General features: G+C 60.7%; 14 protein-coding genes. 5 read left to right on the forward strand and 9 right to left on the reverse strand.

Translation table 11 applies throughout. The features are described from left to right. Positions 1-102: 102 nt before the first annotated feature. Positions 103-240 carry a hypothetical protein gene (locus JIN78_RS11910; RefSeq protein ID WP_200392199.1) on the reverse strand — a complete coding sequence of 46 codons (138 nt, stop codon included), beginning with the start codon at positions 238-240 and terminating at the stop codon, positions 103-105. Positions 241-361: 121 nt separating this feature from the next. Between JIN78_RS11910 and rseP the strand changes: the two genes are divergently transcribed. Beyond that, complete coding sequence (rseP, locus tag JIN78_RS11915) at positions 362-1,795, forward strand: RIP metalloprotease RseP (RefSeq protein WP_200392200.1); 1,434 nt, start codon at positions 362-364, stop codon at positions 1,793-1,795. A 33-nt stretch (positions 1,796-1,828) separates the two neighbouring features. Beyond that, entirely contained in the window at positions 1,829-2,950 is a 1,122-nt protein-coding gene (locus JIN78_RS11920) for a hypothetical protein (protein WP_200392201.1), read from the forward strand. Between the two features lie 27 nt (positions 2,951-2,977). Here JIN78_RS11920 and JIN78_RS11925 read toward each other — a convergent pair whose 3' ends face one another. From JIN78_RS11925 to JIN78_RS11950, 6 genes are all read right to left on the reverse strand, one after another. Further along, the gene (locus tag JIN78_RS11925; protein WP_200392202.1) at positions 2,978-4,066 is read right to left on the reverse strand and encodes a LacI family DNA-binding transcriptional regulator; all 1,089 of its coding nucleotides are present in this window, start codon (positions 4,064-4,066) and stop codon (positions 2,978-2,980) included. Positions 4,067-4,110: 44 nt separating this feature from the next. Continuing rightward, a complete protein-coding gene (locus JIN78_RS11930; protein WP_200392203.1) occupies positions 4,111-4,773 on the reverse strand; it encodes a hypothetical protein in 663 nt (220 codons plus the stop codon). Between the two features lie 36 nt (positions 4,774-4,809). Then, on the reverse strand, positions 4,810-8,463 hold the full coding sequence (locus JIN78_RS11935; RefSeq protein ID WP_200392204.1) for a hypothetical protein: 3,654 nt from the start codon (positions 8,461-8,463) through the stop codon (positions 4,810-4,812). Between the two features lie 215 nt (positions 8,464-8,678). Next, the gene (locus JIN78_RS11940) at positions 8,679-10,928 is read right to left on the reverse strand and encodes a GH92 family glycosyl hydrolase (RefSeq protein WP_200392205.1); all 2,250 of its coding nucleotides are present in this window, start codon (positions 10,926-10,928) and stop codon (positions 8,679-8,681) included. 5 nt (positions 10,929-10,933) lie between these two features. Continuing rightward, positions 10,934-12,040: an ROK family protein gene (locus tag JIN78_RS11945; protein ID WP_200392206.1), complete on the reverse strand. Its 1,107-nt coding sequence runs from the start codon at positions 12,038-12,040 to the stop codon at positions 10,934-10,936. Between the two features lie 6 nt (positions 12,041-12,046). Then, positions 12,047-13,441 carry a sugar MFS transporter gene (locus JIN78_RS11950; RefSeq protein ID WP_200392207.1) on the reverse strand — a complete coding sequence of 465 codons (1,395 nt, stop codon included), beginning with the start codon at positions 13,439-13,441 and terminating at the stop codon, positions 12,047-12,049. A 311-nt stretch (positions 13,442-13,752) separates the two neighbouring features. On the opposite strand from JIN78_RS11950, the gene JIN78_RS11955 reads away from it, so the two are divergent. Beyond that, positions 13,753-14,328, forward strand: coding sequence for an immunoglobulin domain-containing protein (locus tag JIN78_RS11955; protein ID WP_200392208.1), 576 nt, complete (start codon positions 13,753-13,755; stop codon positions 14,326-14,328). On the opposite strand, the gene JIN78_RS11960 is transcribed toward JIN78_RS11955, so the two are convergent. Continuing rightward, positions 14,297-16,858, reverse strand: a complete 2,562-nt coding sequence (locus JIN78_RS11960; protein ID WP_200392209.1) for a LamG-like jellyroll fold domain-containing protein — start codon at positions 16,856-16,858, stop codon at positions 14,297-14,299. The genes JIN78_RS11955 and JIN78_RS11960 overlap by 32 nt on opposite strands. Positions 16,859-16,885: 27 nt before the next feature. Further along, complete coding sequence (locus tag JIN78_RS11965; RefSeq protein WP_200392210.1) at positions 16,886-21,766, reverse strand: ThuA domain-containing protein; 4,881 nt, start codon at positions 21,764-21,766, stop codon at positions 16,886-16,888. 395 nt (positions 21,767-22,161) lie between these two features. On the opposite strand from JIN78_RS11965, the gene JIN78_RS11970 reads away from it, so the two are divergent. Further along, on the forward strand, positions 22,162-23,940 hold the full coding sequence (locus JIN78_RS11970) for a sodium:solute symporter family transporter (protein ID WP_200392211.1): 1,779 nt from the start codon (positions 22,162-22,164) through the stop codon (positions 23,938-23,940). Between the two features lie 50 nt (positions 23,941-23,990). Beyond that, on the forward strand, positions 23,991-26,600 hold the full coding sequence (locus JIN78_RS11975) for a heparinase II/III domain-containing protein (protein ID WP_200392212.1): 2,610 nt from the start codon (positions 23,991-23,993) through the stop codon (positions 26,598-26,600). The last annotated feature ends 130 nt before the right edge of the window (positions 26,601-26,730 follow it).

The following is a 26,730-nucleotide window of genomic DNA, read 5'->3' on the forward strand; positions in this document are numbered from 1 at the left end:
TTCCACTGGTTCTGGGGGGACTTCATTTTCAGGATCGCCGACCGGCGACGGGCTAGGGGAAAGACCTCATGTGCTCCCACCCGGAGAGCTTGCGGGGCGGAGTCAAGTGGCCACTCCCATCGCGGGGAGAATCCAAAGTTGGGCTGCGAAATAGAGGCCCAGCAGAGCAAAGAGGCCCAGGGTGCCCGGCAGCGGGCTTTCCGTTTTTGCTCCTTCGGGGACCGTTTCCTTTTTTGGCATGTCCCTGGGAGTCGCCATCGGGTGGAAATATTCCGGGGAAAACGCCCTTTCTTCCCTGCAAGACCCCGTGCGCCCTTGCGGTCAGGCCCGAACTGGCCCACTGTTGTCGCACTCAACGCTTATGGACCTTCTTGTCAACTTGCTCGCCATCGTGGTGGTGGTTCTTCTCTTCAACTTCATGATTTTCTTCCACGAGCTGGGGCACTTTCTGGCCGCTCGGTGGCGGGGGTTGGAAGTGGAGAAGTTTTACATCTGGTTCGGAAAGCCAATTTGGAAAAAGACCGTCAACGGGGTGGAGTATGGCCTCGGCACCATCCCGATGGGGGGGTATGTGGCCTTGCCCCAGATGGCTCCCATGGAGGTCATCGAAGGGGGAGATTCCGAGCGGCGCAAGCAGCTGCCTCCCATTTCGCCTCTGGATAAAATCATCGTGGCCTTCGCTGGACCTCTTTTCAGCTTTCTCCTCGCCCTCTTTGCCGCTTGCGCGGTCTGGGTCTTTGGCAAGCCGGCGGACACCATTCACACCACGGAGATTGGCTATGTGCAGGAAGGGAGTCCGGCCGAAAAAGCAGGCCTGCAACCGGGTGATCGCATTCTTTCCATCGATGGGGAGAAGGTGAACCGCTTTATCGGCGGACTCGACGGTATCAGTGAGAAGATCATGCTGAGCAAGCACAACACCGTCGATATCCGCTTCGTTCGCGATGGCCGCGAGATGAGCACCACGGCCGGCTTTTTGGTCGACGACACATCCTGGTTCCAGCGCCGGGCCATGCGCCGCATCGGAGTCAGCTATGCCGATTCCATGGAAGTGGCCGAGGTCACCGAGGGGAGCCCGGCGGCTGTGGCCGGGCTGCAGGCAGGAGATCGGATCCTGGCCGTGGCAGGGAAACCAGTGCACAGCGTGCCGGAGATGAGTGACTTTTTGGCCGAGAAGGTGGGCGAAGAAGTTTCCCTCACCCTCGCCCGGGGAGAAGAGGAGCTGGTGCTGACCGTGCCGGCCCTCGTTCCGCAGGACAAGGTCACTGGCAAACCCCATCCGGATGGGCGGCCAATGATAGGCGTGCGCTTTCAATCTTCCTACGACCTTTCCCTCGTCAACCCTAGTCCAGTGGACCAAGTCAAGGAAGGCCTCTTGCTCATGTTGACGACCCTGCAGGCCATCACAGCCAAGGATTCCAACGTGGGCATTCAGCATCTCAGTGGTCCGGTGGGGATCGGGAATGCCATGTTTGGCTTCATCCGCACTGATGAGGCCCTGCGCCGCATTCTCTGGTTCATGGTCGTGCTCAATATCAATCTCGCCATCATGAACATGCTGCCCTTGCCGGTCCTGGATGGGGGACACATCGTGCTGGCCATCGGGGAACAGATTCGCGGGCGGCCCGTGCAGATCCGGGTGCTGGAAATTGTGCAAAGTGGCTTCGTGCTCGTTCTCCTCAGTCTCTTTCTCTACATCACCAGCAAGGACGTGGCCGACCTCTTTCCCACCGGGCCGAAGCCCCAGACCTGGGGAGAGAAGGGCATCGTCTGGCCCCTGCAGGATGCTTCCTAAGTCTTTCGACCCTTCCTTCGTTGCTTTTCGCGCATGAAAACGCTCAAGATTCTCCGCTCGCCTTCTTCGGTCAATGTGGCCCGCTTGAGTTTTCTCATCTTGTGCCTTCTGACCGGGGTGGCCTTGCACTTTGGCTTTGGAGTCGAGTTCAAGGCCGATAGCGAGGTGCAGCGCGACCTTCTCCCGCTCGAGCTCGCCATCGTGGGGGCCCTCGTGGTCGCGGGTCTTCTCATTTGGGTGGAAACCTTGATCCGCGACGTTTCTTTGCGGGAATTCTCCACCGGCACTTTCGGCCTCGCGGTAGGCGTCTTTTGTGGCTGGCTGCTCACCCAACTCAATGTTGAGCAGTTGCTGTTCAAGTTGATCGAACTCCAGGACGGGGTCGATTCCCCTTACTTGGCAGACAACATACTCGATCTCATCACCCTGGGCTTTCACGTGCTCTTCATTGGCGGGATGGGCTTCATCGGCTCCACTCTCGCCTTGCGATCGGGAAAAGAAGATTTCGCCTTTGTGGTGCCTTATGTCCGTTTCCGTCAGGATGGCACTTCGGGAGCCCCGATTGTGGTTGACCTCGAAGTCGTTCTCGACGGGCGGCTGGAGTCGGTGATGAATTCCGGCTTCCTCGCTGGCCGGGTGGTGGTGCCCCGCATGGTGCTGGATCGTTTGCAATCCTTGCTGGAATCCGGGCAGGCTCACGAGAAGCAGCGGGCCCAGCGCGCTCTTGATGCTCTCGAGCGGATGCAGTCTGGAAAGAAATACCGTCTCACCGTGCACGAGCATCCCGCCAATACCTCCTTTGACGATGCCGAGCGGCAGATTGTGCGCATTGCCCAGATCTTGGCCGGGCGCATCTTGACCGTGAATGATGACTTCGCGCGCTTGGCCGAGGTGCAAGGTGTGGCGGTGCTCAACTTGCATGAGCTGGTCGGGGCCCTCAAGCCGCGCGTGGCCGTGGGCCAACGGGTCCGTTTGGCCTTGGTGCGGGCCGGAAAAGATCCCGATCAAGCGGTGGGCTACCTTGCTGACGGCACCATGATTGTGGTCAACAAAGCCTCTTCCCGGCTGGGCACGACTCAGGATGTGGTGGTCATTTCCCGCTTGGAGACGGCCAATGGCGAGATGATTTTCGCCGAGCTGGCGGCGGCCGAGTGAAGGGGCTTTTCCCCGGGCGAACAGGGGTTATCGGGCCGCCGATTCGCCCTTGGGGGGGAGACTGGTGCCATTGACCCAGCTGCCCTCCACGAGGATTTCGCGATAAATTTTTGGGATGCCCCGGGAGCCTTCGTTGATCATGGAATTGAGGGTCAGAAAGGCGACCCGACCGATTTCCTCGGGATGCTGGTTGATCCCGCTGTCGATGGGGGTATCGAGAATGGTGGTGGCGGCGAGGGCGATGTCCTCCGGCACGCGGTAGCCTTTTTCCTGCAGCATTTGAGGTAGGTCGGTGAGGCTGGTGAAAATGGCATCGGGTTTGTGTTCTTCGATCCACTGCACGAGGGCCTGGCGGCGTTCTCCCGTTGACTTGGAGCGAGGGAGCAGGAGGGGGGGCAGCTTGGGCGCGTCGGGCACCATGCGTTGTCCACCCATGAAACCGAGTTCGAAAATGATCCCATTGCGGCGGAGCTCGGCCTCGGGAGCAACGAAACCGATTCGCTGGTAGCCGCGCTTGTGCATGGCCACAAAGGCGAGGATGGTGTTGGAAACTTGGTCGGAAGTCACCACGTGGCAGCTGGGCGCATGCAGGGTGCGGCCAAAGCGCACCACGGAATAATTTTCCCAAGGAAAGTCCTGCCAGTCGGGCTGGTGGCGGTGGGGCGGCAAGAGAATGCCGCGGATGCCACGGGTGCTTAGAATCTGGTGCAGGCGCTGGGGGGTGAATTTGCCATCGAGCCGGAATTCCTCCAACCGATAGCCAAATTGCTTGGCTGCCTCATAAGCACCTTTCCAGTAGTGGTCGAACTCATGGTGGGCGCGCAGATCCTCAGCCTCGGGCCAGGCATTGATCCAAGCGAGGGAGGCAGTGATGGGCTTGGTCTGCTGATTGCGCCGGTAGCTGGCCAGCGCGGCCAGCATGGGATCGGGACTGTAGCCCATCTTTTTGGCCGCCTTTTTCACCCGGTCGCGGGTCGCCTGCGAAATGCGGGGATGGTCATTGAGAGCCAGCGAGACTGTGGAGTGGCTCACGCCCAGCTCTTTGCCGATATCGCGAAGGGTGATTCGTTTGGCGCTTTCGGAGGAGGAGGTGTTGGAGGTCTGCGTGCTGGCCATGGTCGTCGGGCGGGAAGTCGGTGATGAGGGATAAATGAAGGGTGTTAGGATAGAACTTTGATAATTTGCACCTGGGGGCGCTTGATGCGGGCGTCCACGTAGGCAAAGACGAGGTAGCGCAGGCCGGGGGTGAACTTCAGCATGGTTTCCTTGCCCGTGCGCCATTCTTTCTGGGTGTTCTGGAATTGGAAGATGAGGGGGGCCATGTTGAAATCATCCCGCTTTTCGGGCTGGCTGAAGCCCCGGGCGTCGCCGGGGGCGAGGCCTGCCTGGTGCTCGCCCAAGGCGAAGCGGATGGGGCCGTTGTGGAGATTGAGGACGTAAGCCCCCGCCACCGGGAAGGTCTCGTCATTGTCAGCGATGACCTTCATCTTCCATTGCGGACCGTTCGCGCCAGGCATGGGCAGCACCACAATGATGGCCTTGTCGGTATTGGCGGGCACCGCTGCTTCCGCGAAGAGGCTTTCCCCATCAGAAGACGTGAAGCGCAATCGTCCGTCCACCGGTTGGCACTCGTAGGCCTTGCTCATGCGGTTGCTGAAGACCTCGATGGAGAGGAGAGAACCGTCCGCTCCGGGATGGGAGAAGTCGGGGACCTTGGCCTTTCCCACCGTTAGGAAGCGGCAGGAGAGGGCCGAGGACTCATCTTGGGCAAAAGCGCTGAGGGTGAGCAGGCTGAAAAGGAAGGTGGCTATCAGGAATCGCATAAATTGGCTAGGTCGGTGGTTATGGGGTGAACTGTTTTAGACTTCTTCGGAGTCCAGCCAGCGGAAGGCCACTACGCGGAAACGGCGTCCGAAATTTCGGTTGGTCTCGCTGGTGAGGTCATCGGGATGGACTTCGGCGCGGTCGCTGCTGTCCAGCCAATCGATGCCCCGTTGCACCACGGCTTCACAGGTGGCGGTGGCGAGGATTTGCCCCGATTGGCTCAGGGATTCTCCATAGCCCCGGATGGTGAAAGTGTCCGAACGGGCGGTGGTGGCATTGCCGAGGACATTGAGCAAATCGGCTTGGCTCAAGTAGCCTGGCGCTCCCTGGTAGCTGGCTCCCGCTCCCGCTTCGGCATTTTCGTAGCGATAGGAGGTCACGCGGGAAGAGTCGATGGTGTAGCCGGCTTCGGCGTCTTGGGCCAAATCTTCATTGAGACCCGAGTTGTCGATGGCTTCTTGCAAGGCCCCGCGCAGGGAATTGTCGCTTTGATCCAGCTGGCGGTTGACGAATTCAGCCAGAGAAAGGAAGGGGCCGCGCTCGCGCACTTCCTGCACAATGGCTTCGGCGAGCAATTCGAGTTCTTCGTCGCTGTATTCCCGCGGTCCGGTCCAGTAAGAAATGCGCTCTGGGCCACCCTGCTCCTGCGAGGGAGTCAGCGGCAGGCGGAAGCGGCTCAGGCGCGCTTCCTGGTCGGCGGTGTCGCCCAGTTCCGTGATTCCGCTGGCGGCATCGTTGGGGTTGATCAGGTTCATGAGGGCTTCGGGCGCGTGGACCGAGGCCAACATGGCCTTCCAGGCGGCTACCGAAGTGGAGTTGATGTTGAAGGCTCCTTCCACTTTTTGCCAAGCGGCAAGCTGGCTCCAGTTTTCCGGGTCTTCGGGATTTTGCACCAAATCGAGGAGTTCTTCCTCCGCCCGACTATCAGGTAGTTGCAACTTCAGGCGCGGATCCGTGGTGGGACGGTTTGCGAGGAAGTCTTTGGCCAGCTGCTCACTGGAAAGCCCGCTGCCAAAGGGGCCGTCTTGACTGCCAAAGCCCGAGAAATAGAATTGGTCGTAGAGGGCGGTATTGAGGAGGAAGGAATGGTCCAGCAAGGGGGAGCCGTCCGCTCCGGTGGAAGTGATCGCATTGCGCGGCAGCATGGGGTGGGCCCAAGAATTGCCGATGGGTTGGGCAAAGCGGGGGAGGTAACCCGAGGAACCGCCGGGATTGGCACCATTGAGGGCGGCCAAACCCTGCAGAGGAGCCAGCGGCACTTCATAGAGAGCTCCGAACTTGGTGCCGAGGTCGGGAGTATGACCGGTGATGAAGTTGGAACGGTCCTGGGCGTCCACGCCGATGGCGGAGGTGGTGCCTTCCCCGAATTCGAGAAGCTGAAGGTCAACTTCGTGCGAGTGGTTGGCGGGGTGTTCGCTGAGCACCTTGGCCGTCGTGGCTCCAATCACGCCGTGGGCGAAGGACCAGGGCTTGGTGGCGAGGCGGCCGTCGAGGTCACTCTCGTCAAGGCCACCGAAGGTGGTTTTGGCCTGGCAGCTGAGCATGGCAAAAGGCTTGACCTTGGTGATGTCGGCGATGGCGGTGGTGGAATGGTCCACCAGCTCGAGACCCTGGATGGTGCCCTCTTGGGGGAAACGCAGGGTTTCGTCTTCTCCCAGCAAGGTGTTTTGCAAACCTTCCAGCTGTTCATAGTCGATCTCAATGGCATTGACGATGGTCTGGGCCCGCGAGTCGGCAGGGCGGGCCTGCATCTGGATAGTGAACTTATTGTTCGAGTAACGGGTGCTCAGAGGCGCGAATTCGACGTGGATTTCGTCATCTCCGGCCAGACCGAAGCAAGAACGCCAACGGCCATTTTCGGCGACTCCGTCGATAGCTTGTTGTCCTGCCAACCAGTCACAATCGAAGCCGATGCCGTCGCCCCGCCAGCCGGGAATAGCGTCGATGTTGGAGGTGAGTCCAGTGCCTACATTGATGTCCCAGAACTTCCGGTCGCGGAGGTCCGTCTGGTAGGTGCGGGACGGGTCGAGGTAAGGAGAAAAGAGGATGGTTTCGCCGGGCAACATGGTGAAGGTGGAGGAGGAGGGCTGGTTGCGGCGCTTCGTTTTCAAGTTCATCCCAAAAACCTTTTTGGTGTTGGGGGAGTAGTCGACATACATGGTCTCCAAGGGCACCAGACCATTGGACTGGGGTTGGCCATTGCGGAAGACCTGCATGGCAAAGGGAACGTGCATGAACTCAATGCGCATTTCTTCGAATTCCAAGGCCACGTTGTAGGGATTGTGCAAGGTCACCACCGGGGTGTAGAGGAGGTGGAGGTCAAAATCGTAATTGGTGCCTTTGAAATGTCCGGCCTGGGGGTTGTGCATGTTACCCGCGCTTTCGGGAACGCGCAGCGGCACGCCCTGTCCCCGCCGGAGACTGTAGCTATATAGGTCGCGACCGATGAGGCTGAAGATCATCTGCACCTTGGCAAGGGTGGGCATGAGAACGGGGCCGGGAGGGGCCTCGCGATTGACAAGGAGGTCGCCCGAGCGGCGGCTTACCGTGGCCGCCTCCCAGCCTTCGTCGGTGGGAGCGGTCGCCTTCAAGACGGGAGTGCCATTGTTGTCGAGGATGCGGTCCTTGTAGAGTCGGCTGAATTCGTGGAGGGTGTCCCACTTGGGATCGGAGGGGGCATCGAGGCCAAACTCGGTCTCGTAGACACCGCGACCTTCGTAGTTGCCGGGAAGGGTTTCATTGTTGGCCATCAGGTGGAAATCCTGGCGCAGGCCTCCCCGGGCGGTGTTGGTGAGCAGTCCGGTGGAGTGAATGGTGACATCGTGATAAACCTCTTGCAGACTTTCCTTGGTGAGGCCGCCAATTTGTTGCCCGGCAAGGAGGAAGTTATTGTGGGTGATTCCTTTGGCCATCACGGCAGAGGCTTCACTATCGATTTGGAATTCCTCGCGGGTGAGGCCCTCCAAACCGGGAATAAACTCGGTGGCGGCCCGTTGCCCGGAGCCAAGTTGGGCCACTTTTTCGCCCACGGTGGTCGCTTCCGGCTGGTAGAGGCTGTTGATGCGCGCTTTCACCCCTTCGTCCATGACGGCCCAGGCCATCGCTCCGGCGGGGGCTTGGTTGCTCTGTGCGCTGAGGGTCACCCGCTGGGCTTGCACCAAGTCCTCGCTGTTGGCATTCGCCCCGAGGGTTCCCCGGTTCCAGAGGGCGATCGGGTTGGCAAAATTCTCTTTCGCAAGCTGATAGCTCCGGTCTTCCTCTCCCTGAGCCCCCGAAACAAGCCAGGACTGAAAGTGGCGGGACTCCTTCGTGGCCGCTGAATAGTCATTCGCCGTTGGGGGCGAGTTGGGATCCACTTCGCGAGAACTCCAGACCCCGGTCAAGCGGGGATGGGCCACATTGTTGTCGAGAATGTCCGCTCGGGCGGTCACCCGAGTATCGAGACCGGCGTGTTTTTGCAATTCTCCCAAGGCGACAATCAGAGCCATGCGGGCATTGGCGCGTGCTTCCGCCGCCGCCTGGGCATGGGAAGCGCTGCGGAGCGTGGCGCTGGAAAGGCTTAACAAACCCACCGCTAGCAGACTGAGTAGGATCAGCATCGTGACGGTGACAATGAGCGAGAAGCCCTTCTGCCGAGGAGAACGGGCTGCAGAGCGAGTGGTCTGGTTTTTCTGTTTCTGACTGATCATGGGTTGAAAAGGGAGGGGGGTGAGACGGGTTTTTGGTCTGGCGCGAACAAGATAATCTTCGCTCGAAAGTAAATACACTGGAGATGCAGAGAGAGCACGGGATATCTTTTTCTTCCTTGCTCGACCTGTAAACCTGAAGTAGGAGGGTGCGGTGAGGCGCGCACCCTTTCCGCCCGAGGGAGGGAAAGGGTGGCTAGGGTGCGAATTCTGGGTTTTCAGTTCGGAGCGGATCCCCATTCCTGGTTGGGTTCATCACCGAGTTGCAGTTGCAAGGTGCCGCCAGCGGCGAAGGCTCGATGGGGGAACTGGAAGTGATTCCATTCCCGGCCATTGAGCTTGGCTCCCTGGATGTAAACATTCTCGGGTGAGGCCTCGGGGGCTTCGATGACGAAGGTCTTGCCTTCGTAATAGTCGGGATCGAGGTGAATGGTGATCTTGCTGAAGACTGGGGCGGTGAGGTCGTAGTGGGGCTTCTGGGCCGCTCCTCCGCTCATATCGAAGAGTCCCAGCGCCATCAGCGCACTGAGCGAGCCCATCAGGCCCTGGTCTTCGTCGCCATTGTAACCGCCGAAGGGAGTAGTGTCGGAGAAGGTCTTGGCGAGAACCTCCCGGACCCAGTATTGCGATTTCCACGGCTGTCCGATGTGGTTGAAGACGTGGGCCATGCCGGTGGCGGGCTGGTTCTGGTAATCGACCCAGGAAATGGCGTGGTTGCCGTGCTCGGCGATGAAGCGCACGGGGGCGGCTTTTTCGAAATTGCTTTCCAGACGCTCGGCCATGGCTTCCTCGCTGCCAAAGAGTTTTGCCAATCCCGGCAAATCGTGGGGGATGTAGAAGGTGTAGATGGCGGAAGCGGATTCCACAAAGCCCGGGGAGGTGAAGCCTTTGTCGTTGATGGGGGAGAAGGGCTCGTGCCAAGAGCCGTCTTTGTTGCGGGGGCGCATCCAGCCGATTTCGCCGTCCCAGACGTTTTGATAGTTGGTGGCTCGCTTGCCGAGGAGGGCGGCTTCTTCCTTTCGCCCGAGGGAATCGGCGAGTTGGGAGAGACACCAGTCCTGGTAAGAATACTCGAGGGTTTGGGCCGCGCCCTGGCGGTGCCCCCCTTGTGATTTGGGAATCTTAAGGGGCACGTAGCCGCGGTTGACGTAGTAGGCCATGCCGCCGCCATTGGAGTAGGTCTGGGTCTCGTAGCCCGCGTGATCGCGGATGCCGCCGGGGAAGGCGTTGCGCATCAGCCCGGCGAGGGCCGCTTCTTCGTCCCAATTGCGGATGCCCTTGTGATAGGCGGCGGAGAAGAAGGAGGAGGCCGGATCCCCGATCATGACGTAGGTGTAATTGCCCCCGGAAGGACCGCGGGGGATGAGGCCCCCGTTGTGATACATGTCGATCATGGTATTGGCGAAGTTGTCCATCAGCTCGGGCCAGGCGAGGGGCCAGAGGACATTGATGGACCACTGCGCTCCCCAGAGTGCATCGAAGTTGTGGTGTGGGCGGCTCCCCTGCCGGACAACGGTGTGGGCTCCGGTGTTGTCGGCATAGCGGTGATCGACGTCGCTGACGATGCGGCGGCCTTGCAGGGCGTGCCAGAGATCGGTGTAAAATTTGGTTTTTTGCTCATCGCTGCCACCCTCGACCTCGATCTTGCCCAGCCACTCGTTCCACTCGGCATGGGATTCGCTGACGATCTGGTCGAAATTCCAGTGGGGCAGCTCGGTGGCGAGATTTTTGCGGGCCCCATCGAGGCCGGTGTAGGAGAGGCCGACCTTCATCAGCAGGGGTTTTTCCAATTGGCCAAAGTCGACCACGACTTTGCCGTCCTTCCAGTCGCCGTGGCGCGTGAGGGGGTGGTTGAACTCGGCCACGAAGTAGACTTGGAAGGGCTTTTTGCGGCGGCCCGTGGGCCCCATGGTGAAGGTGCCTTCGACGGCCTGCTGGTCCGCGCGCACGGAGGCCTCGTGGGCAATCATCTCGTGATCCATGAGCTTGCGGGCGAGGTCGAGGATGACGCGGGCCTCCTGGTCGGCGGGGTAGGTGTAGCGGTGGAAGCCGACCCGGGTGGTGGAGGTGAGCTCGGCATTGATGCCGTGGTCTTGCAAGAGAACCTGGTGATACCCGGCCCGCACCACTTCTTCCTCATGGGAAAAGCGGGAGGCATAGTCAGCGAGATCGCCGCTGCTGGTGATGGGCATGACGGGCAGACCCGCGATCTGCCAGCCGTGGATGTGGCTGAAGCACTGGATTTTCTCGTCATTGTAGCGGTAGCCGGAGTCCCAGGTGCCATCGGTCTGGGTATCGGGGCTGAGATTAACGAGACCGAAGGGCCGGGTGGCGGAGCTGAAGTAGAAAAAGCGTGGCTTGACGGTGTCGATCTGGGGATTGACCCAATCGGCCGGGGTCTTTTCCGCGGCCTGTCCGGGAAAGAGCGCGGCGAGCGCGAAGATGGTGAAGAGAGAACGTAATTTCATGAGTGTTAGGAAAGTTGATCGAGAGCGTAGGCGTAGGCCCCAATGGCCACGGCCTCGCTGGTGCCGAGACGGGTGATGCCGATTCCACTGCGCGGCAAGGGGTCGTAGGGCAGGGTTTCGTTGCTGCCGGGGATGGCGATGGCGCGGGTTTCGCCCTGCAGAAAGTGCTGGTAGCTGGCTTCCTCCTCGAGGTTGCAGGCTTCTTGCACCAGTCGGGGGAAGTCCTCTCCGGCGGGCGAGCGGTAGGTCCCGTTCATCTCTGCCAGGAGGGCCGGGAGAAAGAGATCGGCTGCTCCCGAGAGCCCGCCACCGATGACCACGAGGCCATCGGTAAGGGTGACGAGTTGGGCCAGGGTGTCGCCCACCACTTCGCCCAGCTGCTGGTAAGCCCAACGAGCCGCTTCTGCCTGGGGATGGTCGCTCTGGCGGGCCAGCTCGGCAATGTCCTTGGGGGAGGGCGCTTCCGCCAGGGGGAGTCCGCATTTTTCGCTGAAGCTTCGTTGCACCGCCCGGATGCAGGCCCCTTCTTCCGCATTGCTCTCGGGGTGGAGCTTGTTGCGCATCAACCAGACCTCTCCGCCGGAGACGTTGTCACCCCGCAACAGATGGCCGTCGATGACGATGCCGCCGCCGAATCCGGTGCCCAAGGTGACTCCGCAGAGGTTGCGGTAGCGCTTGGGGCTGCCCGCTTGCGCGAGGCGGGCATTGACCTCGGGTAAGAGTCCGGCCATGGACTCGCCGTAGACGAAGAGATCGCCATCGTTGTTGAGAAAGGTAGGCAGGCCGAAGTGATTTTCCAGAAAAGGAGCCAAAGGAACCCCGCCGCGAAAGCAGGGGAGATTGGGCAGATCGCCCACGATGCCATGGCGGTAATCGCAGGGGCCGGGGAAGGCGAAACTGATGGCGGAGGGTGGGGTGGCCAGTTCAGCACGCACGCGCTCAAAGCCTGCCACGAGAGTCTGCAAGCAGGCGGTCAGCTCATGGGTGTTGGAAGGCAGGGAAAAGGACGCGATGGCGGGCTTCCCCCCCTGCATAGCGGAGAACTTGAAGCTCGTGCCCCCGGCATCGAGGGTCATCACCGAGCGGGAGTCGTTCTGGGGCGAATTTGGCATCTGGATTCAGGCGGTCGGGAGTTCCCTTGTTTCTTTACCAAATTTCGAGGCCACGAAACCAAAGAAAGCCAGATAGAGATAGCTGATCAGCACGACCGAGAGGGAAGCTCGCACGCCGAAGGCGTCCATCAGGCCCCCTTGCAGCGCGGGCAGCACCGCCCCCCCGCAGATCATCATCACGAGGAGAGAGCTGCCCTGGCTGGTGTCCTTGCCGAGGCCCTGGATGGAGAGGGTGAAGATATTCGACCACATGATGGAATTGGCTAAGCCAATGCCCACGATGGACCAGAGGGCGAATTCTCCGGAGGCGGTCATCGCCAAGAGGGAAAGCACGGTGGCGACGAGGGCAAAGAGGCCCACCATGCGCCCGGGTAGAGCATTGCCGAGGCGGAAAAAGACAAAGCTGAGGGCGACCGTAACGAGATAGGGCCAGATTTCACCCACCGTGAGGTCGGATTTTCCTTTTGCCGACAGGAAGATGACGAGCACGGAAATCGCGGCCGCCGCCACCATCATGGGAAACTTTTTGGCGGCACCGAGTTCGCTGAGGGAAATCGCTCCCATCAGGCGGCCAATCATGAGTCCACCCCAGTAGAAGGAGAGATACTTGACCCCTTGCTCCTCGGTGAAGTGCATGATGTTCTCGAGATAGTTGACGAGAATGCTGCCCACGGTCACTTCCGCCCCCACGTAGAGGAAGATGGCCGCCATGCCCCAGGCAAAGTGCTTGTGACGGAAGACCTTGACCCCGGCCTCAATCGTGCCCTCCTGGCGAAAGGTGGGCAGTTTGATGAACTTGATGGCGGTGGCAAGGGAGAGAAGGATGACGGCGAGGCCAATGTAAGGGGTCTTCACCGTGTCGAGACCGCTGTTGCCACCCGCACTCTGGAAAATGAGCGTGCCACCGATGAGGGGAGTGAGCACGTAACCGAGGGAATTGAGCCCTTGGGAGAGATTGAGGCGCGAGGAAGCGGAGGACTCCGGCCCCAGAATGGAGATGTAGGGATTGGCCGCGATCTGGATCAGGGTCACCCCGCTGCCCAAGAGGCAGAGCGCGACCAGAAAGAGGGGGTAAGAGGCCGCATTGGCCGCCGGAACAAAGACCAGACAAGCCCCGGCAGTGAGGACGAGACCGACAATGAGGCCATTCTTGTATCCGATTTTATTGATGGGGTCCCCTTTGGCGGCCGAGATGAGGAAGTAGGCGAGAGAGACCAGGCAGTAGGCTCCGAAAAAGAAGGATTGCACGAGATTGGCCTGGAATTGGGAAAGGCTGAACTCGGCTTTGAATTTCGGGATCAGCAGATCGTTCATGCAGCTAATGAACCCCCACATGAAGAAGAGAGAGGTGACGGTCGCGAAGGCAAAACGGTTGCCTGAAGAAGATGGGTTTTCGGCCATAAGAGTGTGTGTCGTGTTCTTCAATGAAGCTTGCAGCAAAAAACGGCAAGGGACGGTCTGTTTACCCTGTAAACCTGACGTGTTTTCTTGCTCTTGCCTCCTGTCTCAGGAGTGCCTGAGGAAAAATTCCGGACGCTCGAACTTGAGGGCTACTCTGTTTCGTCGAGCAAATAGCACCCAGCAGCGAAGGTTCATGACATCCTGTTTTATCGAAGTCAAACGAGCTGCTTCGGAAACGGTTCGCACTTTGGGGGCTTGGCTCCACTGGTATCTCACGACGTTTCAATGCCCGGGCCGCCCGCACCTTTGGCATGGGCACCACCCAATCTTACCAGAATCTGATCGCAGGGGGAGTCTGGCGGGGTCAATGGGGCAACCGGGCCCAAGCCGAAACTTACCTCGCCAACGGAGATGGCGGCTATGCCGATGGTCTCCACGGAGACGGACACGCGATCTGGCCGGGAGGTTTCAACTACGATTCTGAAGACGGCTTCCTGCGCCGACTCTGGCACACGCGAGTCATGGCGGGAATCCGTGCCGATATGGGAATCCTGTCTTTTACGCGGGAAGCACAGAATGAATTTGCCCTGCTTGGGGAGGAAGCTCGCTTTGCAGTGGAAAGTCCAGTCGGCACAACCTTCCAATGGTTCAAGGACGGAAGCCCCCTTCAGAATGGTCTCCGCATCACAGGAGCGAACACGGCGGTCTTGCGTATTTTCGAAGCAAGGGCTTCTGATGCAGGAAACTATTTTTGCGAAGCAACGGGGGGAGCGGAGACCTTTCTTTTTCGTCAAAAAAAAGCCCCTCCTGGCTCGGGAGCAGGAGGGGCTGGCAAGGGGAAGTTTCCGCCCGGGATCAGGGCAGGGGGCCTTCGATCAGGCGGATGAGCTCGGTGCTACCCAGGCCTGAAACGTCGATGGTCTTGCTTTCGCTCGCCGCTGCGGCTTCAAACTGGCTGTTCGGGAGGGCTTCGAATTCGCTGGTTCCGGAATTGAAGCGTTGGAAGTGATAAGTGCTGCCGGTGCTGAGACCGGCGGCCTCCACTGTGAGGCTGCCTTCGCTGTAGGATGCGACCGCGAGATCCAGTCCGCTGGTGCCTGCGACGGCCTCATAGTTGGCGAGGGCTTGCGCCGCAGTCATGGTGCCCTCGTAGATTTTGAAGTCTTCGAAGGTTCCGGCTGTGCGTGCGTCTCCGGCATTGGAGCGGCCGAGCCAGTTGTTGAGGTCGTTGAAGTCACTCAGATCGGAGCGTCCATAGGGCAGGTTATCACTGCCGACCAGTTGACCATCAAAGTAGATGTTGCGAATCCCGACGGCGGAATCGTAAGTGACCACGTAGTGATGAAGGGTGCCGGTGGTGATGGTGGCCGAGGTGTTGAGCGCGGCAGTGCCCAGGGCCCGGCTGGTGGTGGCTTCCGAGGCGACCACTCCGCTGCCACTCCGCCGGGGAGTGAGGTTGAAGTGGTTGGTCTGGAGGCCGGGATTGTCTTCTCCTCCCGTCGAATTACCGAAGTCGAAGATCCGGATCCAGGCGCCGGTGCTATCGATGGTGACCCAGGTCTCGATGGTGATAGCATCGGGCAGGGCGGAGATCATGCCATTGGGCAAATCCACGTAGGCCGCGTTGATCTGCCCTTCGGCCGGGAATTGGGGGCCTCCGGGCAAGGTCAAGCCGGTTCCGGTGAAGAGGGCTTCGTCACCCACGACAAGGCCATCGGCTTCGCCTACTAGGTCGGGAATCACGGTCGTGGCGGGAGCCGCTCCCGCCGTGCCATCGAAGTCGTAGTGGTGGCGGAGAGCAATGGGCTTCTCGGGCACGGCTGCGAGAGTCAGGGTGACGGACTCGCTGATTGAGCTGACATCATCGCTCAGGAACCACTTGGCGGTGATCACTGAATCGCCCAAGAGGGATTCGTCACTGCCGGGAGTGGCTACTCCGTTGAAGGAGCCGATGGTGATGTCGCTTCCGCCATCGGTGGTGAACTCAATGCCGTTGAGGTCATTGAGCACGATGGGCTCAGTGATGTTGGGGGTGGTCACCTCGGCTACGACGGTGATTGATTGCCCCCCCACGTAGAGCGTCTCGGTCGGGACCGACAGGGTGATTGAGGTCGGGTCCTCCAGATTGACTTCGGTGGTGCCGGTCAGGGTGGGGAGACCGGGAACCGCCAGTTCGGCCGTGATGGTGGAGGTTCCTTCCGGCCCGGGGATGACCAGACCGGTTTCGTCAATTTCCAGCGAAGAGGTGTTGCTGGAAAGGTAGGTGAAGTCCGGAAAATTCTCGATGGACACATTGGAGAGGCTCTCGCTATTGGCGGTCGCGTTGAGGTCGAACTGCGGCCCATAGGCGAGGAGGTAGCTGGGATCCGGGATTGAGAGCACGATCTCGTCGGCAGTCTCGACCTCGAAGGCCACGGTATTGCTCACTGCCTGGGTGTCATTGGCCCCGGTGATGGTGGCCGTGATGTTCGCGGTGCCTTCCCCCACGAAACTCACTTGCCCGGAGGGAGAGACTGTCACCGCGTTGGGATTGTCTGATGAGAAGGTGATGTAGTCGCTGCCCAAGCCGTTGGCGGCGATCACTCCGGCATTGGAGTAATCCGCGGTGGCGGTGAGAGTGAGAGGAGGTGAGCCGGCCAAGAGCAAGGTTTCCGCCGGCTCGCTCAAGGTCACCGAATTGGCTTCGCCGAAGTCGGGGGACCCAATGGAGAGCGAGAATCCGTTGAAGGCGGCCGTGCCTCCATTGTCGCTGGCTTCCCAATCGAAGGAAATGCTGTCCGTGCCATCGGAGATGAACTGGAATTGCACCCAGGGAATGGCTCCGGTGGAGTCCCCCCGGGTCACCCCGGCACCATTGTAGAGGGTCTCGGCCGAGAGGGGGTCGAGGGTGCTGTAGTGGGCGGTGAAGCGGGAGTCCTGCGAGACATTATCGCCCACACCCCAGCAGGTCAGGGTGATGACTTCGCCGGGAGTAGTGGTGAAGCCACTGACGGTGAGGGTGCTGAGGTCGGCAGTGGGACCTTTGAAGCAATAGGTTTCCGAGATGGTGGCGGTGTCGTTCCAAGAGGCGGACCCGGCCGTAAAGCCACTGGAAGGTCCGGTGGTGGCTACCGTGAAGTCCCCGAAAGCGGTGGCGGTAGCCAAGCTTCTCCAGGTAGTTCCGTTGTTTCCGCTTTGGCCTTCATTGACGGGATTTTCCCCCACATAGATGAAGACGTCGTCGGTCGTGGCTGCATTGAGCGCGGAGTCAGCACTGGCAAAGGCCGCGAGGACCGTAGCCGGATCGGCAGGACCGTTGGGAACGGTCCCGGGACGACCTTCGCGAAAATCGATCGCGAGGTATTGTCCGCACAGTGGAGTGATGAAGGCGGCGAAGGTGCCCGCCGTGAGCAATGGTTTTCGGTTTTTTAGTTTCATTGGATTGAGTTTAATTTGGGAAAGGATTTAGCGCGGATCGGTGAGCTCGACCCGCAGGCGGTAGAAGCGGGCTGGGCCGGGGGGAAGCCCGGCGCTTGTGGCTGCGGTCTCCAGCTGACAATAAACAAAAGTTTCCTCCTCCTCATCCTGCTCGCGCACGACCCACTCGGCATCGAGGAGGGTCCATTGGCGGAGATCATGGCTTGCCTCGATGCCGAAGTGTAGATCGGGCAATCCCTTTGGCCGGGAAAAGACGAGAGCGAGCTCCTCACCCGCCGATCGCTCGGCGCGGGGCCAGCGGATGCGATCGTCCTCTCCCTCCCTCCCTCCGAGGGCGTATTCCATCAGGCTGCTCAAGCCGTCTCCGTCGCTATCGCGCTCCGCCCGCCATCCCGCGCCGGGCTGTTGGCTGAGATGGTGGGCAAAGGAAGGTTGGGGTAGGGGGGTGAGGTCTTCGCTAACTTGAAAAACGCCGATGGCCGAGACCTTGGGATTCTCGATACGCTGCCAAAAGTCGATGGTGAGCCGTCCGTCGGTGACCTCCACCGGGTCGCTGAGGTGATCCCAGGCCCGGTTTTGGCCTCCGGTCTGTGCCACCAAGTCGAGATCGGGAGAAAAAAGTTCGGTTCCTCCTTCCAAAGAGACATTGAAGGTGCGGGTTCCGGTGCTCCCAAAGTAGTTTTCTGCGAACCGCAGCAGCACCTGATAGGAGCCGGGGGGGACGGGGATTTCGTAGCGCAGATCGCCATCGAACCAGCGCTCGGTTTGGTAGAGAGCTTCGTCGTCGGTGTTGGCAATCTCGCTGTCCGTGCTGGCGGTGCGGCTGCTATTGTGGTAGCTGCCCCCGCCACTGCTGAGAATGGCCCCCGGGGTGGTCAGGGAAAATCCGTTGAAGCCTGCCGTATCCGTGCTTCCCCGACCCCATTCGATGTCGATGGCAGAGGCTCCGGCCACTTTGGGAAAGACCAGCTGCCCCCGCGCGGGAGAAGGATCCTCCGCAGTGGCGGTGTCGTAATCGAGGTCCAGGTGCCCGACTTCCTCTCCGCCGTGTCGCACAGTGAAGAATGCCTCCGATTCCGGAGTGTCTCCCACTCCCCAGAGGGTGAGCGTGATGGGGGAGCCCGTCGCGATCCCCTCCAGACCCGCGAGGGTGGCGGTGCGCCCGGCTGAGCTGGAGCCGGTGTGGAGATAGCCGTCGAAGATGGGGAGATCGTCGAGAAGGCCCTTGTTCGTGGTGTGGATTCCCGCGCTCTCATTGGAGAAGGTCAGGCCCGAAAGCCCCGTGGCGGCAAGGGCCACTCCTCCCGAGGGATTGCTGGTGATTTCGTTGACCGGGGCGGAGAGAGCCACCGCAGGATCCGCCTCCGCAAAATCGGCGGCAGCGGCGCGCACCGGGTCTTCTGAAGCCCCCTGCAGGCGGAAGAAGTCGACCAGCACGGTGCCATGAGCGGTGGTGTCGGGGGGAGTGCCACTATCCGCGAGGTAAAGGTGGCCCTCACGGTCGGTATAGTCCGGCCCTCCGGCATTGAGCCCGGTCCAGAAAGAGGTCTCCGCCGCCGAGCGATGGAGAAAGGTGAGCGCGGCAGGTTGGGCCAGGGGATCGCCCGCGAGATCCTCCAGGGCCCCCAGCGTGAGAGTGTAGTATTGGCCTGCGCTCACTCCGGAAAGGGTGAGGTCCACCGCCCGTTGATCGGGATGGGGGCGGACCTGCGTAACGGTCGCCTCGCGGTCGAGGGTGTAATGGCCCGGCTCGGCGAGACTGTCCTCATCCATTTCTTGGTCAAAGCGCACCCGGAGGCGGTCCGGGCCCAATGCTTCCAGGGCGGTGACCTCCGGACCTTGTCTCACCGCGCTGGCTCCCGGCCCCCGGAAGCCAATCCAATTTACCCTCATCAATTCCTCTTCCTCGGGGGAACCGCGGAAAACAAAATGGAGATCCCGGGGACCTTCCAAGGGCTGGCTTAGAGAGGTGGTGAAGTCCTCGAAATCCGCTTCCTCGCTGGTGGGAGTGATGGTGAGGGTGCCAAGGAGAGGGCCGTGCACACTCTCCTGCCGGATCTCGACCGTGCCGCCGGGTAGCGAGGAGGCCCGCAGGCGGATGGCGTCGATGCCTGCGAGACTCAGTTCACGGAAGAAAAAGGAGTCGCCATTGGAGATTGCGGTCACGTCTTCATCGCCTCCCACCACATCCAGGGTGGGCTCCCGCGAGACCCCCGACTGGCCGTCGAAGGTTTGCGCCATCGTGATTTTAGGCTGCAAGGCAAGCCGCGTCTGGCTGGAAACCGATCCTACCCCTGGGGCCCCGCGATCGGTGTAAAAGCCCTCCAGGACATAGCTGAGATCGAGATCAAAGGGATGACTCTCGTCACGGGGGATGAGGAGTCGACCCGTGAGGAGATGACTTTGCACCTCATTGTGCTGGTGGTCGGCATGTCCCAGGGAAGCTTCGAAGAGCACTTCTTCGGCCGCAATGGTGCCGGCGGCAGTGGAGCCGTCCTCGTGGTCGGAGACCTGCAGGGAGTAGTCGACCTCGTCTCCCCAATCGAAGAAGCGGGCACCAGCAGGTTCTTGAAAGGAGATTTGCGGGGCAAAGTTTCCCACCGAAATGGTCAGGGAGGCACGCGCAAAGAGGCCTTCGTCGTCGCTCACGGTCAGCTGGGCCTGATAGAGGCCAGGTTCTTCATAGCGGTGGCGGGGATTGGGCTCGGTGGCATCGGTGATTTGGTCGCCGTCGAAGTCCCAGGCGTAGGTGAGGGCCGCCGAATCCGGGTCGTAAGTGCCTGCAGAACTGAATTGCACTGTCAAGGGAGTGGCCCCCGAAGTGACATCGGCGGCAGCTTGCACGATGGGGGTGGCCTTGGCCCGGGTGTAGTTCAATTTGACCAGGTTGCCGTTGCCCCACTCGATGAGATAGATCGCTCCCTCCGGACCGAAGACCATCTCGTGGGGCCGTTGGAAGGAGAGATGGGGCGCGAATTCGGTCAGCTCCAGGAGGCTGCCATCCGGGCGGGTTTTGGCTTCCAGAATCTTGTTGCGCGACCACAGCAGGAGGAAGACGCTGCCATCGTAGTAGGCCGGGGTCTTTCCTCCCGGTTGATAGCGATAGACCGCCCCTGCCAGGGCACAGCGTCCGCTGTTGCTGCCCAGTTCGGCAAAGGCGGGCGCGGCTTCCTGGTCCGGATACCAAATCCAGGCCGGTTGGGGCTCGGGGATGAGGGCGGGGTCTCCAGCCAGCGCGCCACTGCTCAGAAAATTGGCGGACTGGAAGTAGGCGGAGAGATCCGCGCGCAGACTGGGCAGCGTCCAAGGTTGGCCCTGGCCATCGAGGTAGGGCTTGTTGTCTGCCAAATAATAGGGCCAGCCAAACCAGCCGGGGGCCTTGACCTGATTGAACTCATCATGTCCACCTGTCCCCTGAAAGGCACCGTTGCCGCTGTTGGTGGCATCGGGCCCCACATCGCCGAAGTAGAGCCAGCCGGTCTCGGCATCGATGGAAAAGCGGAAGGGGTTGCGACAACCCATCACATAGATTTCCGGCCGTCCTTGCCCCGTGCCGGGCGGGAAAAGGTTCCCCTCCGGAATGAGATAGTGCGGGTGCTCGGGCGGCCCGGCGTCCACCGCAGGGAGAATGCGGATGATTTTACCCCGCAGGTCATTGCTGTTGGGTGCCCCCTTGCGTCCATCACGACCAATTTCGTTTTCATTGCGAGGGCTGTAGCCACTGGCCTGGGTGTTGTCGCCAACGGAGGCATAGAGCGCACCCTCGGGGCCAAAGCGCAGGCATCCGGCCTGATGATGGCCGGAGTTTACCCGATTGGTGAGGTATTCCAGGATGACGACCTCGCTGCCGGGATCCAGCTGGCCTGCCCGGTCCAGCGTGAAGCGCGAGATGCGGGTGGCGGGTCCCTGGGCCGGAGACCAGAGGAGGTAAAGATGACGGGACTGGTCGAAATCCGGGGCGAGGGCCAGCCCCAACCCTCCGTATTCCCCCCCGCTGTAGACATCCAGCTGCCCGATGGTGCTTGTCAGACCAGAGCCCTGGTCGTGCTTCTTGAGCGCGCCAAACCGCTCCAGCAGATAGATGTCTCCCGTGGGCGCGAGGGCAAGAGACATCGGGTTGCTCAGATTCTGCTCCAAGACGATTTTTTCCCAGTTTTCATTGATGGTGGCCCCGCTGTCGCCATTGAGTTCGCGGCCTGCCCACTCGATGCTGTTGCTGAGGATATCCCGGAAGAGAGGGTCGGAGAAGGTGGCCGCCTGATGCCCCGGGCCGAGATAGACACTGCGGCCTCCCTCGAACTCGCGACACCACATGATGGGGTGGTCATCTCCATGGGCCCCATCGGAGATCCCGGGCCGGGGTGCCTCGCCGAAGGGATTGCTGGTTGTGACTTCCTCCTCCACCACCGCCAGGACGTGAACCTTACCCCGGGGGCTGGTGACGAAATTATACCATTCTTCATTCACGGTCCATTCGCCGAGCGGCTCCGGGCCCGATTGGGTGATGGGATGGACGGTATCGAGAAACTTGACGGTGCCGGATTGGATGGGGCCGTGATGGGAAAATTGTGCTCCCACCATTTCCAAATACCAGGGCCAGCTGTGCTCGGTATCGGTTGCGGCATGGATGCCGACGAACCCTCCGCCCTGGCGATACCAGTTTTGAAAAATCTCCTGCTGGCTGTTGCTCAGGACGTCGCCCGTAGTGTTGAGAAAGACCACCACCTGGTGATTGGACAGGAGAGAAATGAAGGTTTCCGCCTGGTCGGTGTGGGTGACCTCAAAGTCATGGTTTACCCCCAGCTCGGCAATGGCCGTGCGACCGGCCGCGATGGATTGGTGGGTGTAACCGGCGGTCTTGGTGAAGACCAACACGCGAAATCCGTGGCCCAAGAGGGGATCACTCAAAAAAAGAAAAAAACCGAGAAGGAGAGTGATTCGGTGTTTTTTGTGAGAAAATAGGCTAAAATGATGATGAACGGTGAAGCTTGACCCTCGCGTTGAAAGGGAAATGAGCCAGTGATTCATTGGAAGAGAGAGAAGGGAAAGGCGGCAACGACCAAATCGCCGCCCTTCCCAGGATTGCCTGCGGAATCGTTCCCTTCCCGATAGACCGATCGGAAAGGTTCCTATTCCGTAGTTAAACCATTACAAATCCCTTCTTCTGGAAAGGGGAGAGATGGTCACTCAGTTGACTGTTGATTTACCTCGCTCGTTTATTCTCTCTCTTCCAACTTGTTAAGGGAGGAAGGCAAGATTTTTCCTATGACCTCGCGGGGCCTTCCGCTAAGGATTGCCGGACGATGATCAGCCCCTACGACTGGCTCAGTGTGGCCTTTTACCTTGCCTTTGTAATCTGGGTGGGACTGGTCTATTCGGGTCGCTCGCGCAACACCTCGGACTACTTCCGCGCGGGGGGGGCCATGCCCTGGTGGGTGACGGGCACGTCCAGCTGGATGGCGGGATTCAGCGCGTGGACCTTCACCGGGGCAGCGGGAAAGATCTTTTCGACCGGCCCCTACACACTCCTTCTCTTCTACTCCGTTCTGCTTCCCCTGGTTTTTCTCTTTCTCTTCACCAGTCACCGCTTTCGCCGCATGGGGGTGGTGACGCCTCTGGAAGCGGTCCGGCTGCGCTTCGGGCCTCGCTCCCAGCTGTTTTTCACCTGGGCCCGCCTGCCCTTCATCCTTATTTTCGGGGGGGTGACCCTCAATGCGGTGGGAGTCTTTATCGCGGCCGTCCTCGATGCCTACCCCCCTCTCGTGATTTTGTTGCTGGGGCTGACGGTCAGCTTACTCGCCATGTTCGGGGGCTCCTTCGGGGTGGTAGCCAGTGACTTCGTGCAGATGTTTCTCGTGGTCTCGGTAACGGTGATGGTCTCGGTGTTGGCTCTCGCCCAGCCCGATATCGGAGGCCTGCGAGGCATGTTCGTGCAGACCCCGCAGCCCCATTACGATTGGGGGGAATTTGCCCGCCCACAATTTATCCTGCTCTGGTTTGTGGCCCTGATGGTCACCAAATTTTTTGAGGAAAACTCCATCGATAAATCCACTAAGTTTCTCATGACCCGCAGCGAGCGGGATGCCCGTTTGACCCTTCTCATCCCTTTCGTGGGCATGATCCTGGGCCCCTTCATCTGGATGATCCCGCCTACCGTGGCAGCCATCCGGCACGGGGATGATATCGGGCTTTTCTTCAACAACCTCAAGTTCCCCGAGGAAGGGGCCTTTGTTCTGACTGCCAGTGAAGTGCTCCCCAGCGGGATGATGGGCCTGCTCTTGTGCGGCATTCTCGGGGCAACCCTGACCTCCCTCGATGGCGGACTTAATCAGGGAGCGGGCATCTTTGTGCGAAATTTTTACCTCCCTATGGTCAATCCCCGGGCCAAGGAAGAGCGCCTCCTCCTCATCTCCAAACTGAGCACGGGAGCCTTTGGGGCGGCCATGGTGGTCTGTGCCATGGGATGGGAATATTTCCGGGAGCTGCCGCTCTTCGAGCTGCTCACGCAAGTGGCCATCAGCCTGGGGCTGCCCATGTCCATTCCCCTGTGCCTGGGCCTCTTTTGGCGCAAGACCCCGCCCTGGGCCGCGTGGTCCACCGTCCTGCTGGGGCTCTTCGGCTCGCTGGTGACCCGTTTTTGGCTGACCCCCGGCATGTTTGCTTGGATCCCGGGTTTGGAAGGCCCCTATCAGCCGGAGGAAGTGACCACCTTTTACATTTTCGCCAGTGTTTTTCTGGTCGGGACTCTCTGCACCCTTTGGTTTCTGGGAACACGTCTGTTTTACAAGGAAGACGATTCCCGTTATCTCGCGCGCAAGCGGGAGTTCTTTCGGCGCCTGGATCACCCCGGCCCCCCCAGCGGGGAGGAGGAGCTGGCGAGCAGTCGCGTCATTCTCGCGACCATCGGGCGCCTGTGTCAGGTCTATGGCCTCTTCGTCGCCTCCCTCGTCCTGATCCCCAATCCAGCAGGCGGGCGCTTGTGTTTCCTCATTTGTGGCGGCTTGATTTTCGGAATCGGCTTCGTCATTTACCGAAATCATCGCAAGAAAGGGCCGGGTGAGACGTTGAGAGGGGAACAATGAGGAATGTGCTCGTGTGTGTTTGTTTCGCTATTTTCCTATCGGGGGAAATGATGGCGAGGCCGCACCTGTTGGTGTGCGGGAAGGATTTGGCCGAGATGCGGTCCAAGGTGGAGGACGTGGGCTGGGTGCGCATCGCCTACGAGGACATGAAGGATCGCATCGACCCTCTTGCGGCCCGGGTGGCCGATGAGCCCGATTGGCTGACCAGTCGCCTGATGATGAATTGGGAGACTCGTTACGTTCTCCCTGTCACCGAGGGCTCCCGCTGGGTGGGAGGGGAGGGCCGGGCTCCGGTGCCCACCCCGCGCTTTGGCGGTGCGAGGGATTGGAAAACGGACTACACCTTGCCCCGGGCTCTGGAAGACTGGATGCCCTACAATGGCTGGGGCGACGATGTCCGCTTTCTCAAAGTCGAGACCCGCGAGGAGGAGTGGGTCCACCCCAGCGCCACCGGCCTCCTCATCGAGCGAGCCAACCAGCACCTCATGCGCCTCGCCGCCGAGGCCGCCTTCCTCCATTGGCTCACGGGGGAAGAGCGCTATGCCGAGGTCGCTTGGCCCGTCCTCTGGACCTATATGGAAGGCTTTTCCCATGTCCTGCCTCCCCTCGTGAAAGACGGCGATCAAGAGTCCCAGAAAATCATCGGCACCACCTCCTTTGAAGTCATTCACGAGAATATCCTGGTGGATATCGCCATCTGCTACGACTTCATCCAGCCCTATCTGGTGACGCAAGGGCGCGACCCTCTCCTGATCGAAAATGGCATCCGCCGCATGACCCGGCGCATTCTGGAAGGGGGACAGAGCCACGGCAATTGGAACCTTTTTCAAGCTGAAATCGCCGCCCACGGGGCCCTGGCTCTGCAGTCGAATGAAGCCTATCCCGATGGCCAAGGCCGGGAATATTTCCTCGATATCATTCTCAATGCCGACAACGAGGGCCAGCTGGGCCTCATGAAGGTCGTGGAGCGCGGTTACGACCAGGAAACCGCCCTTTGGCCCGAGGCCCCAAGCTATGCCTTCGAGACCACCGCCAGCCTCCTGGCGGTGGCTAATCTGATTGCCCAAGACCCCGAGGGACGGGCCCTGCTCGCCGATGGCTTTCTGGAAAAAGCGGTTCTCGCGCAGGCCGAACTGACCCACCCCAATGGTTTGTCCCTTGGGATAGGGGACAGCATCAACGTCCGGGTCAATACCGAGGCCATCGAGATGCTCATCTCCACCGCCCGCCAACAAGGGAAGATCGCACAGGAGAAACGCCTCACCGCCTTGCTGATGAGGGAAATCGAAGCCGGACGCTACCGCCGCTACCGACAATCGACCGTGCACGCCCTGACCAACTACGTGGCCGAGCTACTGCCGGTTCCCGCCTCGGAAGCCGAGCAAGCACGCTCCTACCATGCCAAGCCGCTCAATGCCCTGGTCATGCGGTTGCCGCAGAATAATTGGAAGCATTCCCTCTCCGCAGCCCTTTTCGGCACCGCCGGCGGTCATGCCCACGCCAACGGCCTCGCTATCGAACTCTTCGGGGCGGGCCACATTCTCGGTCCCGACCCCGGGCGCGGCTCCAGCTACTGGCAGCGCGATCAGCGGCATTATTATTCCCGCATGCCCGCTCACAATACCGTCATTCCCAATGGCCGGGCCGACTATCCAGTGGAAGCTCCCAAGCAATTGGCCCTGACTCTGGGAGTTCTCGAGCCCGCTCCCGGCCGGGAGGGCGTCAGCCCCCGGGTGGGCTTTGCCCAGGCCTCCTTTCGTCATCTGCGGCCCCACGCCAGCCAACTACGCACCCTGGCCCTCATCGAGAGCCCCGGCGGCAGCCGCTTCTACTACGACGCCTTTCATTCCCGCCTCCTCGATGATCAGCGGGAAAAACACCACGACTACCTCTTCCACGCCCAAGCCACCGAAGCTTTGCTCGTAGATGGCAAAGGCCGCCCGCTCTCCCTGCAGGCAGTCAACCGCCTCGGTAGTGAGGCCGGGGATATGGCGGGCTACGATTATTTTCGTAACGAGCGCCTGGCCGACTGCAAGGGCGGATTCCGGGCCCGCTTCATCCTCCCTTACTCGAAGACGGAAGTCCCCGTCATGGACCTCTGGATGCCCGCCCCCGGGCGCCGCCAGCTCTTCTTGGTCGATGCCCCGGCCAATCATGCCATCCGGCGGGGATTGCCCGACCGCCTCACCAAAGAAGCGCTTCCGACCCTTCTGGTGCGGCAAAAGGGAGAAGCTTGGGAGCGCCCCTTCGTCGCCATCTATCAACCCTACCTGCAGGGGGAGGGAGACCCCTTGCAATCCGTGCAAAGCCCCCCCCCGATGCCCGGGATCGCGGGTGCCGTGGTGCGGGGGAACGGGGACTGGGTGGTGGTGCTCTCCGCCACTGAAGAACCGCCGGAAGCCCAGTGGGGCGAGCTCACCTTCCAGGGAGCCATCGCGGTTCTGCTGGGTGATGAAACCGGCCCGCTAGAGCTCTATCTCGGCCAAGGTCGCACTCTGGGCTTCCCCGGCTTGAGCCTCTCCGCCCGTGGAACGGAGCCCCTGAGCGCCTCCCTGCGCAAAACTCCCGAGGGAGAATGGAAATGCGTCAGCTCGGGAGCGGTCGACTTCGAGGCCACCGTCATCCCGGATGACGCCTGGCGCGCCCTGCTCGTTGATTGACTCACAGTGGCCGGGCCGCCCAAGGCTCCCGTGCCGGAAAGACCCACATCCACTCCCAGGACTTCGCCGCGCGGGAAAATTTCCGTCCCAAGGCCCCGCCCATCTCCACCCCGGGACGACCCTCCGCCCG

It is taken from the genome of Roseibacillus ishigakijimensis (assembly GCF_016595415.1).
GTDB lineage: Bacteria > Verrucomicrobiota > Verrucomicrobiia > Verrucomicrobiales > Akkermansiaceae > Roseibacillus > Roseibacillus ishigakijimensis.

Bases quoted from the DNA above. Each gene is read 5' to 3' on its own strand.
- JIN78_RS11910 (WP_200392199.1), bottom strand. From the start codon at position 240: ATGCCAAAAAAGGAAACGGTCCCCGAAGGAGCAAAAACGGAAAGCCCG.
- rseP (WP_200392200.1), top strand. From the start codon at position 362: ATGGACCTTCTTGTCAACTTGCTCGCCATCGTGGTGGTGGTTCTTCTC.
- JIN78_RS11920 (WP_200392201.1), top strand. From the start codon at position 1,829: ATGAAAACGCTCAAGATTCTCCGCTCGCCTTCTTCGGTCAATGTGGCC.
- JIN78_RS11925 (WP_200392202.1), bottom strand. From the start codon at position 4,066: ATGGCCAGCACGCAGACCTCCAACACCTCCTCCTCCGAAAGCGCCAAA.
- JIN78_RS11930 (WP_200392203.1), bottom strand. From the start codon at position 4,773: ATGCGATTCCTGATAGCCACCTTCCTTTTCAGCCTGCTCACCCTCAGC.
- JIN78_RS11935 (WP_200392204.1), bottom strand. From the start codon at position 8,463: ATGATCAGTCAGAAACAGAAAAACCAGACCACTCGCTCTGCAGCCCGT.
- JIN78_RS11940 (WP_200392205.1), bottom strand. From the start codon at position 10,928: ATGAAATTACGTTCTCTCTTCACCATCTTCGCGCTCGCCGCGCTCTTT.
- JIN78_RS11945 (WP_200392206.1), bottom strand. From the start codon at position 12,040: ATGCCAAATTCGCCCCAGAACGACTCCCGCTCGGTGATGACCCTCGAT.
- JIN78_RS11950 (WP_200392207.1), bottom strand. From the start codon at position 13,441: ATGGCCGAAAACCCATCTTCTTCAGGCAACCGTTTTGCCTTCGCGACC.
- JIN78_RS11955 (WP_200392208.1), top strand. From the start codon at position 13,753: ATGGGCACCACCCAATCTTACCAGAATCTGATCGCAGGGGGAGTCTGG.
- JIN78_RS11960 (WP_200392209.1), bottom strand. From the start codon at position 16,858: ATGAAACTAAAAAACCGAAAACCATTGCTCACGGCGGGCACCTTCGCC.
- JIN78_RS11970 (WP_200392211.1), top strand. From the start codon at position 22,162: ATGATCAGCCCCTACGACTGGCTCAGTGTGGCCTTTTACCTTGCCTTT.
- JIN78_RS11975 (WP_200392212.1), top strand. From the start codon at position 23,991: ATGGCGAGGCCGCACCTGTTGGTGTGCGGGAAGGATTTGGCCGAGATG.